The sequence below is a fragment of the Pantoea sp. CS_6 genome (assembly GCF_041954745.1).
GTDB lineage: Bacteria > Pseudomonadota > Gammaproteobacteria > Enterobacterales > Enterobacteriaceae > Pantoea > Pantoea stewartii.
In genome coordinates, this window is the sequence record NZ_JAVAYG010000001.1 from 643,015 (window position 1) to 662,488 (window position 19,474).

The window sequence follows — 19,474 nt, forward strand, 5'->3', positions numbered from 1 at the left end:
TTTTGTCCTGATATCTTTGCGACACAGCACCATCTGACATTAATGCTAATGCCTGAAGCGTCGATATATTTATTGCTGGCGTTATTCAGCATTACTTACAGAATTACCGTCTTAATATTCGGGGTTTTAATATGACTATTACACAGCGACTTTTCCTGACGTTTTCTCTACTCTCCGCCGCTATGGTCGCGATGGTAGTGATCGTCATCATGGTGTTAGCAGGCTTTCAGTCGCGTTTTCAGTACGTGCAAGACAACACGCTACCTTCAATTGTAGACCTTGATAAAATGGTCAACGGCAGTAATCGGGTTAACGTATCGCTTTATCGCCACCAGAGTGCCAAAGATTCGGCTAAGCAGGTTGAGTTCGAAAAAGAAATCGCTGCGAAGATGGATACGCTGAAAGGCCTGACCCTGTTCTATTTAAAAAATGAAATTACCAACGATCAGGATAAGCAGTTAAGTGAACATGCGCTGGCACTGATTAAACAGATCCAGACGCGCTTACCTGCCTTCCTTGAATACTCGCGTTCGCATGATGACGCTCATTCTCTTTCCGCGTTGCAAGGCCCGGACGGTGTGGGGCAGTCTATCCGTGATCTCATTGAAAGTTATCAGAACCAACTGCAGTTTAATGTGCAGGTGGGCGCGGCTTTTCAAAAAGAGAATAACCGCGTTTATCATCAAACCTTATGGGCCTTAATCGCCGGTTCCAGCGCCATTATCCTGATATTGGGCGCGTTATCTGTTCGTACTATATTAAGCATTCGTCGCCATCTGAATGATATGCGCACAACCATGGAGCACGCCAGCGAGCGGCTTGATTTAACGCTGCGTGCCGATGACGCACGTAAAGATGAAATCGGGTTAACGGCAAAAGCATTTAATGCTTTGGTGGAGAATGTGGCGCAATCTTTGTCTGCCGTCGAACGGTCCGCCCACTCGGTCAGCACGGCCTCGTCGCAAATTTCAGCCGGTAACGAAGATCTCTCCTCACGAACCGAACAGCAGGCCGCGTCGCTTGAAGAAACGGCGGCCAGCATGTCTGAACTGAGCGAAACGGTTCGTCAGACGGCTGAAAATACCCGTCTTGCCAGCCAGTTGTCTAAAAACGCGCGTGAGATATCCAGCGACAGCTCTGACAAAGTGCACACCATGTTAGGCACCATGACCGACATAAAACAGAGTTCGGAGAAAATCACCGCCATCATCGCGCTGATTGAAGGTGTGGCGTTTCAGACCAATATCCTGGCACTCAACGCCGCCGTTGAGGCCGCCCGTGCCGGCGAGCAGGGGCGTGGCTTTGCCGTGGTGGCCGGTGAAGTGCGTAATCTTGCCCAACGCTCGTCGGCCTCCGCACGGGAGATTAAAGATCTGATCGAATCGTCGATGCGTTATGTGGCAACGGGCGTCAGCCAGGCAGAGCAGGTCGGGGAAAATATGGGGCGCATGAATGATGCAATTCGCCAGGTCACCGATCTGGTTGATGAGATTGCCATTGCGTCTCAGGAGCAGTCGCTGGGCATCAGTCAGGTCCATCAGGCTGTGCATCAGATGGATGACGTTACGCAACAGAACGCCGCGCTGGTGCAGGAAGCGTCATCAGCATCGCGCTCGCTGATGGATCAGGCAGGCGCCCTGAATGATCTTGTTGCCGCCTTCGTGCTGACCGAGGCTCCCGCTGTACAGGCGCGCACGGTGGCGCCGCTCAAACCCGCCTTCGCGATGGCGAGCGCATCGGCATCAAATCAGGACGCAAACTGGCAACATTTCTGATGTGTCGGTGACACGCAGTGACAGGACTGTCACTGCATGTCGGGCCTATATTTTACCACTGTAGAGTACGGGCCCGGTGGGTTGCCCGGTCGGTGAGCCGCCCCGCGGCTCCCGGCTGATGGCGACCACCGCGTTTTTCAGGGAATCTTGCCGTTTCAGTGCCAGTTGGGTGGCTTGTTCAGCGTTAAGTAACCCCAGCGAAATGGGACGACTGCCTGTTGGAATCAGCCATAACTGCAGGCTGGTGTGGCTGTCAGCCGTTACCGGCTGCAATGGCGTCACCCGTAACTGGGTTAAATCGTGGTCGGCGCTGACCACCCATTGGCTGTGTTGCTGAGCGTCACTCATGACGGTAAGCGGGGTAAACTCTGGCACGTAAAACATGCGCCAGGAAAAAAGGGCAAGGACCGCAATGGCCGCCGCTACCATCCAGCCCAGTGCGGTGCGGCGGGCAGGGCGGGCAGAGGGTTTTGCGGGCAGATTCAGGACAATTTTCTTCCAGACCCGATCCGGCGGGATTTCGGTTATCAGTTGACTGTCCAGCCCAGCGAGTAACGTTTGCCATTTGGCAACCTGTTCGGCCAGCTCTGGCTCGGTCAGCAGGCGCGTCTGAAAGCGTAACCGGGCGGGGCCACGCAGCGTACCAATGGCGTACTCGGCAGAGAGTGCATCGTCACGTTGTTGTCTGTTCATAGTCCGACACATTCCCGAAGGTGGGCCATGGCACGGCGGATCCAGCTTTTCACCGAACCCACCGGCTGCTGTAGCCAGTGAGCAATATCGCTGTGTGACATGCCCTGATAATAGGCCAGCGTAACGCTCTGCCGTTGCTCGCTGCTTAGGTTTTCCATACAGCGACGCAGGCGCGCAGCCTGGGCATCATCGGGCCTGCTGTCCGGTTCGTCGGTATCGACGACCAGCAGGGCATCATCATGCGGTTCTTCTGTACTGGCCATGCGCGCCTGTCCGCTACGTAACCAGTCAATACAACGATGACGAACGATCTGCGTCATCCAGGTCATCGGCGCGCTCAGCGCTGGATCATAGGTCTCCGCTTTGCTCCAGATGGTGAGAAAGCAGTCATGCAGCACTTCTTCCGCCCAGGGGCGATGGCGCAACATCCGTAAGGCAATGGCAAAAAGGTGCGGCGAGGTTTGCCGATACAGTTTTTCGAACGCCAGGCGATCGCCTTTCACGATCGCCTGCATCAGGGTTACCTGCTCCACTGCCCGCACCTTGTCCATAATCATCCTGAATGATGTGATTTTCCGTTTGAGTATAGAGAATTACTTCGGCATTAATACGGTATCAATCACATCTATCACGCCGTTTTTCTGGTTGACGTCATACGTACTGATATTGGCCACGTTACCCTGTGCATCTTTCAGCTGAATATTGTGTGGGCCATTATTCATAATCCACAACGGCTGGCCGTTAACGGTTTTCAGTTCAGCATGACCGCCGCCTTGCTTAATCTTGTTCTCCAGCGCTTTCATGTCGTATTTGCCTGCCACAACATGGTAGGTCAGGACGCTGGTCAACTGCGCTTTGTTTTCCGGCTTAAGCAGATTATCGACGGTACCGGCGGGCAGTTTCGCGAACGCGGCATTGGTCGGGGCAAAGACGGTAAACGGCCCTTTGCCCTGTAGTGTGTCAACCAGACCGGCCGCCTTCACCGCCGCCACCAGCGTGGTGTGATCTTTCGAATTCACCGCATTCTCAACGATATTTTTCTGAGGGTACATCGCAGCGCCACCGACCATCACGGAGCCCGACTCCATTGCGGCAAATGAGGCGGCAGTAAACAGGAATGCGCTTGAAACTACGGCAACAGCGAAGAACTTTTTCATCGTAAATCCTCATAAGAGAGAGTGGGTAAGTGTCTTGCAAAGAGAGATACGAGAGCAGGGTCGTCACTGGATGCAGAAAAAAATAATTTTTTTACGAAGATTTATCCGCTGGAGGCGGGCGCACGGGTACGGTCAAGCACGCCTGGCCGTTTAAGCACAATTTTTACGGGCTGTCCGGCCAGGCGATACCGTCACTAACACAAAGCGTTTGAAGCACACTCAACCCGTTTCCTGTGTGCTTCAGACCTCATGCCGTTCGCAACAGCTGGCGTGAGCGGCTGATAAGCCCTGTGGACCGCGAAGCACACCTGTCCCCCCAACAAGACCTGTGGCTTACTGTTCGTTCTGCATCCACAGCGGCGCGCTAAAGGTGGTTTTCAGTAACGTGATAAAGCCCTGAGTACGGGGCAGGCGTTTGATTTCTGGCATGCTGGTCAGCGCGGCAATGTCGGCGGGCGGCAGCATAAATTCAGGCAGGAGTGGGACTAGTCGCCCCTGTTTAATTTCACTGCTGATGTCCCAGATTGAGCGCACCATAATCCCTTTGCCTTGCAGCGCCCAGCGTTTAATCACCCGACCATCGTTACTTGCCAGACGGGGCGTAATTTTGACGGTGACCGGGTCATGCTGATGCGCAAACACCCAACGAGTCACGTCCTCAGCATTTTCACGGATAACCAGACAGTGGTGCTGCGTGAGTTCAGCGGGATGCGTGGGCACACCGTGGCGCTGCAGATAATCCGGCGAAGCGCACAGCACGCGGCGGTTAGGTGCAATTCGGGTGCTGTACAACGACGAGTCCCGCAGGTTGCCAATATAGATCGCCACGTCCCATTTATCGGCCTGCATCCAGTTCGGGTTATCTGACAGCATCAGATCCACGCTGAGATCGGGATGCTGGTCAACATAATCGGAGAGCAAGGGCGCGATATATTCCGAGCCAAATCCCAGCGGAGCCAGTACCCGCAACGTGCCGCTTATCCGGTTTCGGGTCTGGTCAATCACATCCTGTAGCTGGTCCAGCTCATGCAAAATCAGCCGCGCACGTGCTAATAACGCTTCGCCTTCGTCGGTCAGAATTATCCGTTTTGCCGGACGCAAAATAAGCTTGATGCCCATTTTTTGTTCAATGTGCTGCAGCCGCTGGGTCACGGACGGTGGTGTGATATCCAGATAGCGGGCGGCGGCGGCCAGGGTCGCGCTGGCGGAGATCACCTGAAAAAACCGCAGATCGTCACTGTTGATCATTAGGTTCAAACCTAATCATTAATTGGGTGTGTCTGCATTTTAAACTAAATGCATTGATGAGAGCATCCAGTAAACCCCTCAGGACAGACAATGATGCTTAACGATCCCTCACTGACAACGCCGTATCTGCTGCTGGACAAAGTGAAGTTCAGGCGGAATATCCGCAGGCTCTACGATCATATTGATAGCCTGCACTGTCAGATTCGCCCCCATCTGAAAACGCTACGCACGGTACAGTCGGCCCCCTGGCTACTGCGTGACCGGGCTTCACCGGCCACGGTGTCCACACTGGCTGAAGCCGAGGCGTTTGCTGCCGCAGGTTACCGCAATATCCTTTATGCCGTGGGGATTGCGCCGGACAAGCTGCCGCGCATCGCGGCCTGTCTGCGTCAGGGTGCCCAGGTGCATCTTCTGCTCGACAGTCTGACACAGGCGCAGGCCATATCTGCATACGGGCAGCAGCATCAGGTGGCCTTTAGCGTGTTTATCGAGATTGACTGCGACGGTCATCGGGGCGGCATAAAACCGGACGACAGCGCCCTGACCGACATTGGCGCGTATTTGCAGCAGAACGGAATGCATGTCGAAGGGGTGTTAACTCACGCAGGGGAATCGTATCACTGCCGTACGCAGGACGAGATTGCACAGGCGGCACGGGCGGAGTGCCAGGCCGCCATCAAAGCGGCTAAGCGCCTTCGCGCGGCTGGCGTGACCTGTCCGGTGGTGAGCGTGGGATCGACGCCCACGGCCCATGCCGTAAGGGATTTAGACGGGGTAACGGAAGTGCGCGCCGGGGTGTTTTCCACTTTCGATCTGTTTATGACCAACCTCGGCGTCTGCACCGCCGACGATATCGCGCTTTCTGTTGTCACCACGGTAATTGGCCACAATGCTGAGAAAGGCTGGCTGTTTGTCGATGCAGGCTGGATGGCGATGTCGCGCGACCGTGGCACCGCCTCGCAAAAAACCGACTATGGCTACGGTCTGGTATGTGACAGCGAAGGGCGATCCACCGGACTCCTGCTGTCGTCCACCAATCAGGAACACGGCATTATCGCCATTCCGCCCGACAGCGGTCACCAGGTCACGGATTTCTCGCTCGGGACCCGGCTGCGGATTTTGCCCAATCACGCCTGCGCCACTGCCGGGATGCACACCCGGTATCAGGTGATGGACAGCCAGAGCGGGGAACACGAAGTCTGGCATCGCGTCACCGGCTGGTGATGTCCCGATCCTTTCTTTTTTTAAGAGGCACGTATGACTGATTTCAATCCCGATGACGTTCACCTGTCCAGCGGGCACTTTATCGACGGACAATTTGTATCCGCCAGCGGTCAGGCTATGGGCATTAAACGGCCTTCTGACGGTCAGCATTATGCAGAGATCCATGAGGCGGACGCCCGTACCGTCGACGATGCCGTGACCGTGGCCGAAGCACGGCGCATCAGCAGCGGCTGGTCGGGTTGTTCGCCACGAGAACGGGGTGCAGCCCTCTCGCGCTGGGCAGACTTAATCGAAAAAGACAGTGAATACCTGGCGCAGCTGGAAGCCGTCGGATCGACCCGACCCGTCACCGATGCACGCAATATCGAAGTGCCCTTTACCGCGGCGGCCCTGCGTTTTTATGCCGAATGCGCGGACAAATACAGCGGTGACGTGTTTCCAACGCAGCACAGTAGCCTGGGCATGCTGGTGCCTGAGCCCTATGGGGTGATCGGCGCAATCACGCCGTGGAATTTTCCCCTGTCAATGGCTTCCTGGAAATGCGGCCCGGCTCTGGCGGCAGGTAACGCGGTGGTGCTGAAGCCGTCTGAACTGACGCCGTTTTCAACGGCCCGTCTGGCCGAACTGGCGGTGCAGGCGGGGATCCCATCCGGTGTGCTGAATGTGATCCAGGGCAGCGGCAAGGTCACCGGTAATGCGCTGGTAACGCATCCGCTGGTGCGCAAGGTCTCCTTTACCGGCTCCACTGCCACCGGTGCGGCGATTATGAGCCAGGCGGCCCTGCACGGCACTAAACCGGTCACGCTGGAGCTGGGCGGCAAAAGCCCGCAGCTGGTCTTTGATGACGCCGGCGACGCCGACGAGATTGCCGAGCGCCTCTTTCTGGGATTCACAGTGAATGCCGGTCAGGCCTGCGTGTCCGGAACACGTTTGATTATTCAGAAAGGCATTGCTGAACGTGTTACAGAAAAGCTGATTGCACGCTGTCAGAAACCCGTGCCCGGCATGACCTGGCACGCGTCAACACGGTATTGTCCGCTGATTGACGCACGCCAGGGTGAAAAAGTGGCCACGATTATTGCGCAGTCCGTCGCTCAGGGTGCGCGGGTGCTGGTGGGTGGAAAACGCTACGACAATACGAAAGAAGGCTGGTTCTGGCAGCCCACACTGCTGGAGAACGTCGGCCCGGATAACGTGGCGTTGCACGAAGAGATTTTTGGACCGGTGCTGACCATTCAGACCTTTACCGATGAGGAAGAAGCCCTGGCGCTGGCGCAGCATGCGGTCTTTGGCCTGTGCGCGGGCGTCCACACCTTGAACATGCCACGGGCGATGCGCTTAATGCGCGCGCTGGACAGCGGAACGGTGTGGGTTAACCGCTATCGCCGCACCTGGGATTTCATTATCCCTACCGGCGGTTTTCAGGGATCCGGCTTTGGTAAAGATCTGGGCCGCCAGGCCTTTGAGGCCTGTCAGCGCTATAAAAGCGTATTAATCGATTTTTAACCTTTCGCTGGAGAGCAGATATTATGCCCGCACCGCTCAGGCTGGTTCAGGACAGTACGCATTTTCCCGACTCGGTGGATGTAGTGATTATTGGGGCAGGCATTGTCGGCGCGGCAACCTGCTGGGCGCTCACCCAAAAAGGCTATCGGGTGGCGGTGATCGAAAAGGGCCTGGTCGGGGCTGAACAGTCAAGCCGTAACTGGGGCTGGTGCCGCCAGCTTAACCGGGATGAACGGGAGATCCCGCTGATCCTGCATGCGCTGCAACGCTGGCATGAACTGAGCAAGGAAATCGGCATGGACGTGGGGTTCCGCGCCACCGGGCTGGTCTATGCAACGTGCACGGAAAAGGACATCCGCAACTGGGATAACTGGGGGAAAATGGCGAAGCAGTACGGCATTCGTAGCCAGATTCTCAATGCCGCAGAGGCAAAAGCCATGACGCCCGGTAGCCGCACAGCGTGGAAAGGCGGCGTGCATTCACCCGATGACGGTTATGCCGATCCCGCGCTTGCCGCGCCAGGCCTGATGGAGGCGGCGGTTAAAAAGGGCGCCTTTCTGTTTCAGCGCTGTGCGGTGCGCGGGCTGGATATTTCGGCAGGTCAGGTGAGCGGGGTGATCACGGAAAGAGGTCTGATTAAAACCTCGCGCGTGGTCTGCGCCGCAGGTGCCTGGACATCGCTGTTTTGTCGCCGGCACGGCATCGATTTACCTGCGGGTAATGTCATCGGCAGTGCGTTTCGTACTTATCCCGTCGAACAGGTGATTACCCGGCCTTTCTATACGGATGCGTTTGCCTGTCGGCCACGATCGGACGGCGGTTATACCATCGCACTGTCCGGCACGGGTCGTCTTGAGCCCGGCATTCAGGGGCTGAAATATGCCCGTCAGTTCTTCCCGTTATACAAAGCACGTCGGCTCAATCTGGAAACCAAAATCCGCCTGACCTCCTTTCTACAGGGACCGGAGTCGCTGGCGCGCTGGTCAATGGAGCGCCCGTCCCCCTTTGAAAAAATTCGCATTCTGGACCCGACGGTGTCGGACGGCGTGGTGGAAAAGGGGCTGATGGCCATCGGCCGTGAGTATCCTGCGCTGGCCGGGCTGCGAGTCACGCAGGCCTGGGGCGGCGTCATCGACTGTATGCCTGACGATATACCGGTCATCTCCACCGTGCCACAGCTTCCCGGTCTGGTTCTGTCGGCGGGCTACAGTGGGCATGGCTTTGGCATCGGTCCCGGTGCCGGCCGCCTGACGGCCGATCTGGTGACCGGTGATGATCCCATCGTGGACCCCACGGCGTTCCGTTACAGCCGTTTCCGCGATGGCAGCGCCCTGAAACAACCCGGCATGATGTAAGGAGAAAATATGCTTCAGCGATTGCAGGCGCGAGATATCAATGACCAGCCGCATCCCGGTCATTACTCCCACTATTGTCTGGGGGCAGGAATGATGTTTATTTCGGGTCTGTTACCGGCCACGCCCGCAGGGGAGATGCTCAGCGCCGCGCCCTTTGCCGATCAGGTCCTGCAGGTCTTTGCCAGTCTGGATACCTGCCTGCGCCAGGAGAACCTTACCCGATCACAACTGGTGATGGTCAGAGTCTATCTGGCTGACATCGCATTATGGGATGATTTTAATGCGCTTTACGCGCAGTGGCTGGGGAGCTGGAAACCCGCCCGCGCTGTGGTGCCGGTTTCCGGACTGCATTATGGTGTCCTGTTAGAGATTGAAGCGACGGCGGTGCAGACGCGTTGAACGGCGCGCTTTGCCCGCGGCGCGTCGCCGTAAGGGATGGTAAAATGCGCATATGCTCGTCAGGAGAAGGCCGCCAGGCATGAAGCTCACCGCTGAATTCTTCAGGATACAACTCTGTTTCGCGGCCTGGGTGGCGTCAGGCACAGGCATGCCGCTGGCCAACGCGATTATGGATTACACGAACATTTTTATTCGTCTGGGGTGCGGGCGGCGGTTCGATCCTCAGCTTCCCGCCTGGTCAGACTATATTCGCGGCCTGCGGCACAACCCCGATAAAGATGCTGAGTATACGCTGGCTGTCTGGCAATCCCGGCCGCCTGTTGCCCCACCCGATATGGTGGGGCGTTCGGGCTGTTTCTCATTCAGTCTGGAAACGGATCGGTCCGCACGCATTCATTTTGAGCCCACTGACGGAACGGTTTCGCCCCTGTGTGACAGCGAGGTCGCCGCGCGTCAGCGCGAATTGTGCGGTTTACTGGCGCAGATAGTGACTCTCACGCCCGCGGTAAAAACCCTTCGTGGGCTGTCGTGGCTCTACCATCATCACCGCTATCGTCGGCTGTTTCCGCCCGCGTACCTGCGTTCGGCCATGCCGGTCAAGGACCGCTACCGTAATATGCCGCTCTGGGGACAGTTTTTGCGCTGGGACGGTAGCCTCAGAGCAGAACGTGCGTCGCACTTGTATCAGCATATTCAGGGCGAGTTTCATCCTTCCCGCCTGGCGACCGGTTTTCCGCTTCAGCCGCTGGCGGTCAGCGCACCGGTGACTGTTTTTCAAGCGTTTTACGCGCGTCGGTAAAGAGGCTGAGTCAGCATGTCCGACATGACGCGTTCAGCGCTGAAGAGGGAACCGGTGACGGGCTAGTGTGACAGAAGGAGAAGACGTCGCTTTTTACGTGACAGTGTCACCTTTATAAGCGGCTAGCGCCGTGCCATAAAATCTGGAAAGGCCGGAACAGGCAGCACAGATAACACTTTCAGCCGCTGCAACGTGCGAACCTGCGCGCGCTCCAGATGATCCTTCATGCAGGCGGCCGCCAGTTCCCAGTTCCGTTTCAGCAAAAATTCATAGACCAGGCAGTGTTCATCCAGCATGGCACTGTCGACAGGGATACGCAGCAGGTCATAGAAAATGCGCGTGACGATAAAGGGCGACTGGTGTTGTCGCAGTATCTGCATCATCAGCTTGTTACCGGCAGGCTCCAGGCAGCGAATGTGCAGATCTTCTTCCAGGGTTTCCAGTTCAATGGCCGTTAACTGCTTACCCTGCGATTTTTTCGCGTTATCCAGCCGCGACTTCAGCCAGTCGACGTCCAGCCGTTCGCCTGCTTTACGCAGCGCTGCGGGTTCAAGATTGGCCCGGATTTCAAAATGGTCGCCCAGCTCGCGCGCCGTTAACGGACCGGTAAGCCACTGGGAATAGGGTTCTTTTTCCACCAGGCCTTTATCACGCAGGCGCATTAAGCTCTCACGAATCACGCCCCGGCTGGTGGTGTAATAGTGTGCCGCGTCCTGCTCATCCACCTGATAGCAACCAAAGATCATCGCGGTCGACAGCACACCCTGGAGGTGCTCCAGCACTTTTTCACCCGTACTGCGGGTGTCGACCAGTTCCTCATGATGCGCCAGCCCCAACAGTTCGCGCGTCAGGGCAATGCGCACGGGTTCGATGTCTTCGTCGTCACGGGCCACGATAAAGCCCCGGCCTTCAAAGCGGGCAATCCAGCCTTCTTCATGCAGCATACTTAACGCCCGCCTGACCGGCACGCGGCTGGTGCCGAAGAGCTGTGCTAACGGACCTTCCAGCAACACCAGGCCTTTAGGAACAGCGTTTTGCTGCAGCACGTTAAGCAGCACCTGGCGGATGATTTCATAACGCGCAGAACCGGCGTCATCCATGTCTGCTCCATTCATTATGTTTCGCATTGTCTTTTTCCGCTCCCATCCTGCCCGCCAGATTATCACATCTGAGGAAATAACGACGGCTGCCCACGCACAGCACTGCGTTAGTGCACGGCGCTCTAAAATGGATCATAAATAAATTAGTACATTTATTACAAAGACAGGATTTTACTCCGCCTGAACAAATGTCTGTCACTACTCCCAATTTAAGCTTTTGTTATTGCTGATTTAAATTATTTAATGATCGATAAGATCACAAATATGTAACTTAACAGTCCTTTTCCTGGCATTGTTATTGCTATCTTCAAATGTACATTAAATTTCAAAATACATTTAAAGGTAAGCGTGTGCAGCCAGAAACCGTCCGTCAGTTATACATTCAGGGTCAGATCGATGCGCTGGGAATCAGTGCGCTTTATGCACAGCACCGCCTTTCCCCCCTGGCGTTTACTGAGGCCTGCCTGACCGCCGCAGAAAATGTACCTTCGGTGTTTATTTCGCTCACCCCGGCGCGCGCCCGTGAAGAGGCCGAAGCCTCAATGCAGCGCTGGCGGCAGGGCCAGCCGTTGAGTCCACTGGATGGAATTCCGGTGGCCTGGAAAGACCTGTTCGACCTTCAGGACTGCCAGACCACCGCCGGTTCAGCCACCCGTGAACACGTTTCGCCCGCCCGACAGGATGCACCCGTCGTTGCCCGGTGCGCGGCGGCGGGCATGGTCACGATCGGCAAAACCAATCTCAGCGAATTTGCGTTTTCCGGACTCGGCCTGAATCCCGCGTTTGGTACACCGGTTATCCGGTCATCAGCGGGTAGCCTGCACGCGCCGGGCGGATCGTCCAGCGGGGCTGGCAGGGCAATCGCGGAAGGCCTGGCCTGTATCGCGTTTGGCACCGATACCGGCGGATCCATTCGTATTCCGGCCGCATTCAGCGGCATTACGGGCTACCGCGCCAGCCGTGGCCGTTATGCCATGGACGCCGTATTTCCGCTGGCCCGCTCGCTGGATACACTCGGCCCGTTATGCCGCAGCGTCCGGGATGCTATCGCTCTTGATGACATCCTGTGCGGTCCGGATACCACCGCCTTTCCTGAACCCCGTTTCCGGGTTGACGACGCGCTCCTCATGACATGCCAGCCCGCCGTTCGCGATAACGGCCTGAGAATGCTGGATCGCCTCGACGCGGCCGGCTTTGCCATTGACCGCCAGCCGCTTACCGCGTTTACGCAGGCGCTTGACTGGATCGCTGAAAAAGGCTGGCCGGGTGGGCGCGAAGCCTGGTTGCTGCATCGCCTCTTATTAGCCTCACCTGACGCAGAACGCATGGATGCCAGAGTGCGCGAACGTCTGCTTGCCGCCAGCGAGCAGGACCCGGCCGTGCTCGATACCTTTCTGACCCAACGTCAGCAGTGGCAACAGGCCCTGGCGGCGGAGCTGGCGGGCGCAATACTGATCACCCCCACGGTGGCCCATACCGCACCGGAACTCGGTCCGCTGATGCAGGACAGCGCGCTGTTCGCCCAGACCAACGTGGCCACGCTGCGCCTGACCATGCCGGGCAGCCTGCTGGATATGCCGGGCATCGCCCTGCCGAGCGGTACCGATGACCGTGGGTTGCATACCAGTCTGCTTTTCTCTCTACCGGCTGGCGAAGATCGCCGGCTTCTTCACGCTGCCAGCCGACTGGCAGGTCTTTTTACCGCAGACGATTCGGTCTGCGCTTAACGCTCCAGAGGAAGAAAAGATGGCGAAAGAAATCTTATGTGCATTTGGTGTGGATGTGGATGCTGTTGCCGGCTGGCTCGGCTCTTACGGCGGGGAAGATTCCCCTGACGATATCTCTCGCGGGCTGTTCGCCGGAGAAGTGGGCGCACCGCGTTTGCTGAAAATGTTTGCTGAACATAATCTGCGCACCACCTGGTTTATTCCCGGCCACTCAATCGAAACCTTCCCGGCGCAGATGAAAGCGGTGGTTGACGCCGGCCACGAGATTGGCGTGCATGGCTACAGCCATGAAAACCCGATTGCCATGACGCCCGCGCAGGAAGAGGCGGTGCTGGATCGCAGTATTGAACTGGTGACGCAGCTTGCAGGTAAACGTCCAACCGGTTACGTCGCGCCCTGGTGGGAATTCAGCAATGTGACCAATGAGCTGCTGCTGAAAAAAGGCATCAAATACGATCACAGCCTGATGCACAACGACTTTCATCCTTACTACGTTCGCGTAGGCGACAGCTGGACCAAAATTGACTACAGCCAGCATCCGGACACCTGGATGAAGCCGCTGATGCGCGGCGAAGAGACCGACCTGGTGGAGATCCCCGCTAACTGGTATCTGGATGATCTGCCACCCATGATGTTTATCAAGAAGTCACCGAACAGCCACGGTTTTGTCAATCCGCGCCATCTGGAGGAGATCTGGCGCGATCAGTTCGACTGGGTATATCGCGAAAACGACTATGCCGTCTTTACCATGACGATTCATCCCGACGTATCAGGCCGTCCGCAGGTGCTGCTGATGCTGGAGCGCCTGATTAAGTACATCCAGAGTCACCAGGGCGTGCGTTTCGTCACTTTCGACGAAATTGCCGACGACTTCTTAGCGCGCCAACCGCGTTAAGCCTTTTTCTCTTGCAGAGTGATCACGACATGAGCATCTACAAAAAAAAATCCGTTAACGGCTGGCAGCCCCAGCAGTTAACCACCAGGGATGTCAAATTCGCTACATGGATCGCCTTCTTCGCCTGGATCTTCGCCGTCTATGACTTCATCCTTTTCGGCACCTTGCTGCCGGAGATCGGCGGTCATTTTGGCTGGAGCGAAGTCGAACAGTCTGAAATTGCTACCTGGGTCGCGTTTGGTGGGGCAGTGATCGCTCTGGCCATTGGCCCGCTGGTGGATCGCCTGGGACGGCGCATGGGTATCGTTATTACCGTGGGAGGCGCGGCCCTGTGTTCGCTGCTGACCGCAATAGGGGGATTATGGGGTAAGGGCGCATTAACCGCCATTCGCTCCGTTGCCGGTCTGGGTTATGCAGAGCAAACGGTTAACGCCACCTATTTATCAGAACTCTATACCGCGCTGGACGATCCCAAACTCAACAAACGGAAGGGATTTGTCTACAGCCTGGTGCAGGGCGGATGGCCGGTCGGTGCGCTGGTGGCCTCGGCGCTGACCGCGATTCTGCTGCCGATTATCGGCTGGCAGGGCAGCTTTATCTTCGCAGCCTTTCCGTCGCTGGTGATCGCGCTACTGGCGCTGAAGCTGAAAGAAACGCCTCAGTTTGAAGTGCAGAAGAAAATCAAAACGCTGCGGGAGCAGGGTAAAGAGAAAGATGCACGCCAGGTCGCAGCCGACTATCAGGTTCCGTATGAAGATCAGCCGAAGTCAGGTTTTGCCTCGGCATTTCGCGGCACGGCGTTGCGCTCAACCGTGGTACTGGGTGTTGCCATTTTGCTGAACTGGTTCGCCATTCAGATCTTCAGCGTTCTGGGCACCACGGTAATTACCAAAACCCACGCGGTCTCGTTCAATAACTCTTTACTGATCCTGATTCTGTCTAACCTGGTGGGCTATTGCGGCTATCTGGCACACGGCTGGCTCGGTGACCGCATCGGTCGTCGCAACACCATCGCGGCCGGCTGGATGCTGGGCGGTATCGCCTTTGCCGCGATGCTGTTCTGCCCGGACAACTTTGCCATCATCGTGGCCCTGTACAGCGTCGGTCTGTTTTTCCTGATTGGTCCGTATGCGGCCGCACTGTTCTTTATCAGTGAAAGTTTCCCGACCGCCATTCGTGCTACTGCGGGCGCATTAATTATGGCGATGGGGCCGGTGGGCGCAATTGTGGCCGGTGTCGGCACCACCTCAGTGCTGAGTCAGGGTGGACACTGGCAGGAGGCGGCACTGTGGTTTGGTGCGGTTCCGTGCTTTGTCTCGGGCATCATTATTCTGTTCGCCCGGCCGGTCACGCAACTGAATACGCACATCGCCGCCGCCTCCACTCAACCTCAGGCCTAAGGAAACCCTATGCAGAATGCAAACACAGCCCCGGTTGCCGCGATCAGCGGAGCCGCAAGTGGGATTGGACTGGCGCTGGCAACGCTGTATGCCCAGAGAGGCGTGCGGGTGATAGCGGGCTATTATCCGCAGGATCCCCACGATCCGGCCGTCGCGGCCGCGCAGATTGAAGCGGCGGGCGGTGACGCGCTCTGGCTGCCGCTTAACGTCGGATCCACCGACTCGGTGGACGCGTTTATTGCGCAAGGCGTACAGCACTTTGGACGGCTTGACGCGGTCGTCGCCAATGCGGGCATTCTGCGTCGGGCAGAGATTGAGGAGATGAGCGACGCACGCTGGGATGAGATGCTCAATGTCGATCTGACCGGCGTGATGCGCCTGTTCCGTGCCGCTGCCGCCCACCTTCAGTCGGGGGCCAGCCTGGTTGCGGTGTCGTCGATTGCGGGCGGTGTATATGGCTGGCAGGCGCACGCGCACTATGCCGCCGCGAAGGCGGCGGTGCCCGGCATTTGCCGCTCGCTGGCCGTCGAACTCGCGCCGCGCGGGGTGCGATGTAATGCCATCATCCCCGGGCTGATTGAAACGCCGCAGTCACTGGATAAGGATAATTCGCTTGGCCCGGAAGGGCTGGCGAAGGCGGCGAAGGCGATTCCGCTGGGCCGCGTCGGACGCGCCGAGGAAGTGGCGAAAGTCATCGCGTTTCTCACCAGCGACGAGAGCAGTTACCTCACCGGACAGAGTCTGATTGTCGACGGTGGACTCACCGTTCGCTGGCCGGATTAAGGATAACCCATGCAACTCAGGATGAAACGTTGTGTAATCAGCGGCGCGGCCAGCGGCATCGGGGCGGCCATCGCGATGCTGTTCGCCCGCGAAGGTGCCCATCTGATACTCACTGACCGCGACAGTACAAAGCTCAAGACTGTGGTTGATCACTGTCGCCAGTCTGGCGTGCCGTGTTTTGGCATTGTGGCCGATGTCGGCGAGGTGGAAGGCGCCACGGCGGGCGTGGATGCCTGCCTGGCGCAGTTCGACGGAATCGATATTCTGGTGAATAACGCCGGAATGCTGACCCAGGCGCGCTGTACCGATATCACGCTGCCCATGTGGGAAGAGATGATGGCTGTGGATTTACGCAGTGTCTTCCTGGCGACGCAACGGGCGTTGCCGTCCATGCTGGCGCAGCGCTGGGGCAGAGTGATCAACATCGCGTCGCAGCTCGGTATCAAAGGCGGTGCCGAACTCAGCCATTATGCGGCGGCCAAAGCCGGCGTATTAGGCTTTACCCGATCGCTGGGGCTGGAGGTGTCCGCAGATAATGTGCTGGTGAACGCCATCGCGCCCGGTCCGATTGAAACGCCGCTTATCGATGGCATCAATCAGGCATGGAAAACGGCCAAGGCAGCCGAACTGCCGCTGGGACGTTTTGGCCGGGCGGAAGAGGTCGCCCCGGTAGCGTTACTGCTGGCAAGTGAGCCCGGCGGTAACCTGTTTGTTGGCCAGACGCTTGGCCCTAATTCCGGCGATGTCATGCCCTGAGGAGAAGCAGATATGTGTGGCGTTTGTGGTTTACTGGACAGCGGTCCGCAATGGAGCGATGCGCTACAAAACGATCTGCCCCAGCGCCAGTTGCGGTTAAAGCAGCTGGCGCTGCTCAACCGAACGCTTAAACCCTGGCGGCTCACGCTGACTGAGTTTCATGCCAGTTGGGTGCTCTCCAGCCCAACCGGTCAGCAGGTGATGGTGAATTCACTGGACCTGTTGTGGAAAGAGGTCGAGAAGATCACCAAACGCCCGCTTGATCCACTGGATGAAGCCTGGCTGGCGGCGCTGTAAGGCATACAAGAGGAGCGGCTATGCTGCACGATCAAAAACTGCCGCTGCATATCCTGAGCGGTTTCCTGGGAAGCGGCAAAACCACGCTGCTGAAAGGCTGGCTGGCGCAGCAAGATCTGAACGACGTTGCATTGCTGGTTAATGAATTTGGTGAGGTGGGCATCGACCATCATCTGCTGAATGAAGTCGCGCCCGATACGGTGCTGCTGCCCAGCGGCTGCGTCTGTTGCCAGATTCGCGGCGAACTGAAAACGGCGTTACTGGATCTCTATGAACGGCGCGTGCGCGGCATGCTGCCGCCGTTCAGCCAGGTCATTCTGGAAACCACCGGCCTTGCCGATCCTGCGCCCATCCTGTCAACATTGCTGCACGATCCCCAGCTTAAACATCACTTCAGTCAGGGCACGCTGGTGACGCTGGTCGATGCCGAGCATGCCCGGCAGCAGTCGATGCATCAACCGGAATGGATAGCCCAGGTCAGCGCGGCGGATAAGCTGTTGCTCAGCAAATGCGACCGTATCGGACAGACCGAACGCGTGGCGCTTGAGGCCTGGATTGCCGGGCTGAACCCTATGGCGGAACTGAGTAACACCGTGCAGGCGCTGGCCGATCCGGACCCCTTATTTGGCCTGCGCCTGGCAAAAGGCAGTGGGCAACAGCGGTTTCGCTGGCTTGGCGCAGCCGGTGCGTCCGGTTATCGTCTTGCATCCCATGACGAGAATCCGCATCCGCTTACGCAAACCTGCGTGATCACCTTAGAGAACGCCCTGAACTGGCCCGCGTTTGCTATCTGGTTGTCAATGCTGTTACATAGCCATGGTCAGTCTGTATTGAGAATGAAAGGCATCTTACGTTTCAGCGGCAGCAGCTCACCCGTGGTGATTCATGGCGTACAGCATACGTTACATCCGCCCGTTCACCTGAATGACTGGCCCGGCGATGTCGATACCTCAAAACTGGTGTTTATTCTGCGCGGACTGGATCCCGAGCGACTGAAACAGGGATTCAGCCGTTTTCAGCAGGCGGTAAAGGATAAGTAAAACAATGAACGCTGCGGCGAAAGTTAACGATCAACTGACATTGCGCGTACTGGGCACCTCGGTCACGCTGCTTGAAATGTTGCGTGTCCGTGCGGAAAGCGATCTGGGTATTCGCATCGAATATCTACTGCACAGCGTGGAAGATGCCCAGCGCATTGCGGTCATGCATCCGGAAAGTTATGACCTTTACGATCAGTGGTTTCATAATATCGATTTTGTCTGGCCTGCCCGGGCAATCCAGCCGCTGGAAATCAAGCGACTGACATACTGGAACGAGATTACGCCGCTGGCCAAAACCGGCAGGCTACGTCCCGATCTGCCGTTAGCCGATGGCAGTGTACCTTCGGAGCGACTGTATGTTCAGCGCGATATGCATTTAGGTAGCCACGCGAGTGACCATATAAGCATGTTGCCGCTTACCCATAACGTGGACAGTTTTGCCTATCATGCCGACCGGCTGCCTGCGGTGCTGCAACAGCAGGAAGAGAGCTGGGGCTGGCTGGTACATCCTTCGTTGACGGGGCAGGTGGCGCTACAGGAAGATGCGGCCATGGGCGGTATTGATGCGGCGCTGGCCATGCAGGGGGCCGGGCTGGCACGCTTTGCGAATATCGGTAATCTGACGCTTGATGAGATCGACCTGTTAACACAACAGCTGGCGCGCCTTCACCGTAACGGCCATTTTGCGGCCTTCTGGGCATCGCAGGATGAGGCATGCGATCTGATTGCCAATCAGCAGGTTGAAGTACAAAGTCTCTGGGCACCCATCTATTTTCGTCATCATTTCCATCAGCGCGGCTATAAAATGGCGCGACCACGTGAAGGCTACCGTGCGTGGTACGGCGGCATGTCGCTTTCACGCTGTGCGACCGGCAAAATCAAAGAGGCGGCCTACGACTACCTTAACTGGTGGCAGTCTGGCTGGCCCGGTGCGGTCATGGCGCGGCAGGGTTATTACATTTCTAACGCGGAACGCAGCCGGACGCATCTGTCGGCAGCGGAATGGGATTTCTGGTACGGTGGTCAACCCGCACGCGAAGTGCTGCTGGATGCCTGGGGCGCACCGCTGATTCCCCAGGGGGAAGTGCGCGATGGCGGAAGTTACGAGCAACGGATGAGCCACATTGCCGTCTGGAACGCCGTGATGGATGAACATAACTATCTGACGCGCCGCTGGCAGGATTTTTTGCGGCCCCGTTGAAAAATCTTTATCCGTGAGCACGCCCCCAATAAAAGGAAGAGACTATGCGCACGCGCCGCTCGGCCCGGTTACTGATCCTGAATGCTTCCCATGAGGTGTTGCTGTTTCGTTTTGTGCAT

The 19,474-nt window shown here is 57.3% G+C and carries 19 protein-coding genes; 14 read left to right on the forward strand and 5 right to left on the reverse strand.

Annotated features, from left to right (window positions below; all coding sequences use genetic code 11):
• Positions 1-131 precede the first annotated feature (131 nt).
• Positions 132-1,775, forward strand: a complete 1,644-nt coding sequence (locus tag RAC90_RS02875; RefSeq protein WP_375123918.1) for a methyl-accepting chemotaxis protein — start codon at positions 132-134, stop codon at positions 1,773-1,775.
• A 45-nt stretch (positions 1,776-1,820) separates the two neighbouring features.
• Here RAC90_RS02875 and RAC90_RS02880 read toward each other — a convergent pair whose 3' ends face one another.
• From RAC90_RS02880 to RAC90_RS02895, 4 genes are all read right to left on the reverse strand, one after another.
• Positions 1,821-2,468 (reverse strand): anti-sigma factor domain-containing protein, encoded by a 648-nt coding sequence (locus RAC90_RS02880; protein WP_375123919.1) that lies wholly within the window; start codon positions 2,466-2,468, stop codon positions 1,821-1,823.
• Complete coding sequence (locus RAC90_RS02885; RefSeq protein ID WP_033741702.1) at positions 2,465-3,019, reverse strand: RNA polymerase sigma factor; 555 nt, start codon at positions 3,017-3,019, stop codon at positions 2,465-2,467. The genes RAC90_RS02880 and RAC90_RS02885 overlap by 4 nt, the downstream gene beginning before the upstream one ends.
• A 42-nt stretch (positions 3,020-3,061) precedes the next feature.
• Positions 3,062-3,625 (reverse strand): fasciclin domain-containing protein, encoded by a 564-nt coding sequence (locus RAC90_RS02890; RefSeq protein ID WP_006119170.1) that lies wholly within the window; start codon positions 3,623-3,625, stop codon positions 3,062-3,064.
• A gap of 333 nt (positions 3,626-3,958) precedes the next feature.
• The gene (locus RAC90_RS02895) at positions 3,959-4,873 is read right to left on the reverse strand and encodes a LysR substrate-binding domain-containing protein (protein WP_375123920.1); all 915 of its coding nucleotides are present in this window, start codon (positions 4,871-4,873) and stop codon (positions 3,959-3,961) included.
• Between the two features lie 93 nt (positions 4,874-4,966).
• Between RAC90_RS02895 and RAC90_RS02900 the strand changes: the two genes are divergently transcribed.
• From RAC90_RS02900 to RAC90_RS02920, 5 genes are all read left to right on the forward strand, one after another.
• Positions 4,967-6,097: an alanine racemase gene (locus RAC90_RS02900; RefSeq protein ID WP_375123931.1), complete on the forward strand. Its 1,131-nt coding sequence runs from the start codon at positions 4,967-4,969 to the stop codon at positions 6,095-6,097.
• A gap of 33 nt (positions 6,098-6,130) precedes the next feature.
• Entirely contained in the window at positions 6,131-7,603 is a 1,473-nt protein-coding gene (locus RAC90_RS02905) for an aldehyde dehydrogenase (RefSeq protein ID WP_054687728.1), read from the forward strand.
• 23 nt (positions 7,604-7,626) lie between these two features.
• On the forward strand, positions 7,627-8,958 hold the full coding sequence (locus RAC90_RS02910; protein WP_054633748.1) for an FAD-binding oxidoreductase: 1,332 nt from the start codon (positions 7,627-7,629) through the stop codon (positions 8,956-8,958).
• A gap of 9 nt (positions 8,959-8,967) precedes the next feature.
• Complete coding sequence (locus RAC90_RS02915) at positions 8,968-9,357, forward strand: RidA family protein (RefSeq protein WP_006119165.1); 390 nt, start codon at positions 8,968-8,970, stop codon at positions 9,355-9,357.
• Between the two features lie 79 nt (positions 9,358-9,436).
• On the forward strand, positions 9,437-10,156 hold the full coding sequence (locus tag RAC90_RS02920) for a hypothetical protein (RefSeq protein ID WP_054633749.1): 720 nt from the start codon (positions 9,437-9,439) through the stop codon (positions 10,154-10,156).
• A 122-nt stretch (positions 10,157-10,278) separates the two neighbouring features.
• Here RAC90_RS02920 and RAC90_RS02925 read toward each other — a convergent pair whose 3' ends face one another.
• Entirely contained in the window at positions 10,279-11,322 is a 1,044-nt protein-coding gene (locus RAC90_RS02925; protein WP_375123921.1) for a GntR family transcriptional regulator, read from the reverse strand.
• Positions 11,323-11,606: 284 nt separating this feature from the next.
• On the opposite strand from RAC90_RS02925, the gene RAC90_RS02930 reads away from it, so the two are divergent.
• From RAC90_RS02930 to RAC90_RS02965, 8 genes are read left to right on the forward strand one after another with little or no spacing between them, the layout of a single operon-like run.
• The gene (locus RAC90_RS02930) at positions 11,607-12,983 is read left to right on the forward strand and encodes an amidase family protein (protein ID WP_375123922.1); all 1,377 of its coding nucleotides are present in this window, start codon (positions 11,607-11,609) and stop codon (positions 12,981-12,983) included.
• A 19-nt stretch (positions 12,984-13,002) separates the two neighbouring features.
• Entirely contained in the window at positions 13,003-13,878 is an 876-nt protein-coding gene (locus RAC90_RS02935) for a polysaccharide deacetylase (RefSeq protein WP_033741691.1), read from the forward strand.
• A gap of 29 nt (positions 13,879-13,907) precedes the next feature.
• On the forward strand, positions 13,908-15,278 hold the full coding sequence (locus tag RAC90_RS02940; protein ID WP_162285735.1) for an MFS transporter: 1,371 nt from the start codon (positions 13,908-13,910) through the stop codon (positions 15,276-15,278).
• A 9-nt stretch (positions 15,279-15,287) separates the two neighbouring features.
• Entirely contained in the window at positions 15,288-16,061 is a 774-nt protein-coding gene (locus RAC90_RS02945; RefSeq protein ID WP_006119161.1) for an SDR family NAD(P)-dependent oxidoreductase, read from the forward strand.
• Between the two features lie 9 nt (positions 16,062-16,070).
• A complete protein-coding gene (locus RAC90_RS02950) occupies positions 16,071-16,817 on the forward strand; it encodes an SDR family NAD(P)-dependent oxidoreductase (protein WP_033741687.1) in 747 nt (248 codons plus the stop codon).
• Between the two features lie 12 nt (positions 16,818-16,829).
• Complete coding sequence (locus tag RAC90_RS02955; protein ID WP_006119159.1) at positions 16,830-17,114, forward strand: hypothetical protein; 285 nt, start codon at positions 16,830-16,832, stop codon at positions 17,112-17,114.
• A 20-nt stretch (positions 17,115-17,134) separates the two neighbouring features.
• The gene (locus tag RAC90_RS02960; RefSeq protein ID WP_375123923.1) at positions 17,135-18,154 is read left to right on the forward strand and encodes a CobW family GTP-binding protein; all 1,020 of its coding nucleotides are present in this window, start codon (positions 17,135-17,137) and stop codon (positions 18,152-18,154) included.
• 4 nt (positions 18,155-18,158) lie between these two features.
• Positions 18,159-19,355: a signal peptide prediction gene (locus RAC90_RS02965; protein ID WP_324028426.1), complete on the forward strand. Its 1,197-nt coding sequence runs from the start codon at positions 18,159-18,161 to the stop codon at positions 19,353-19,355.
• Positions 19,356-19,474 lie beyond the last annotated feature (119 nt).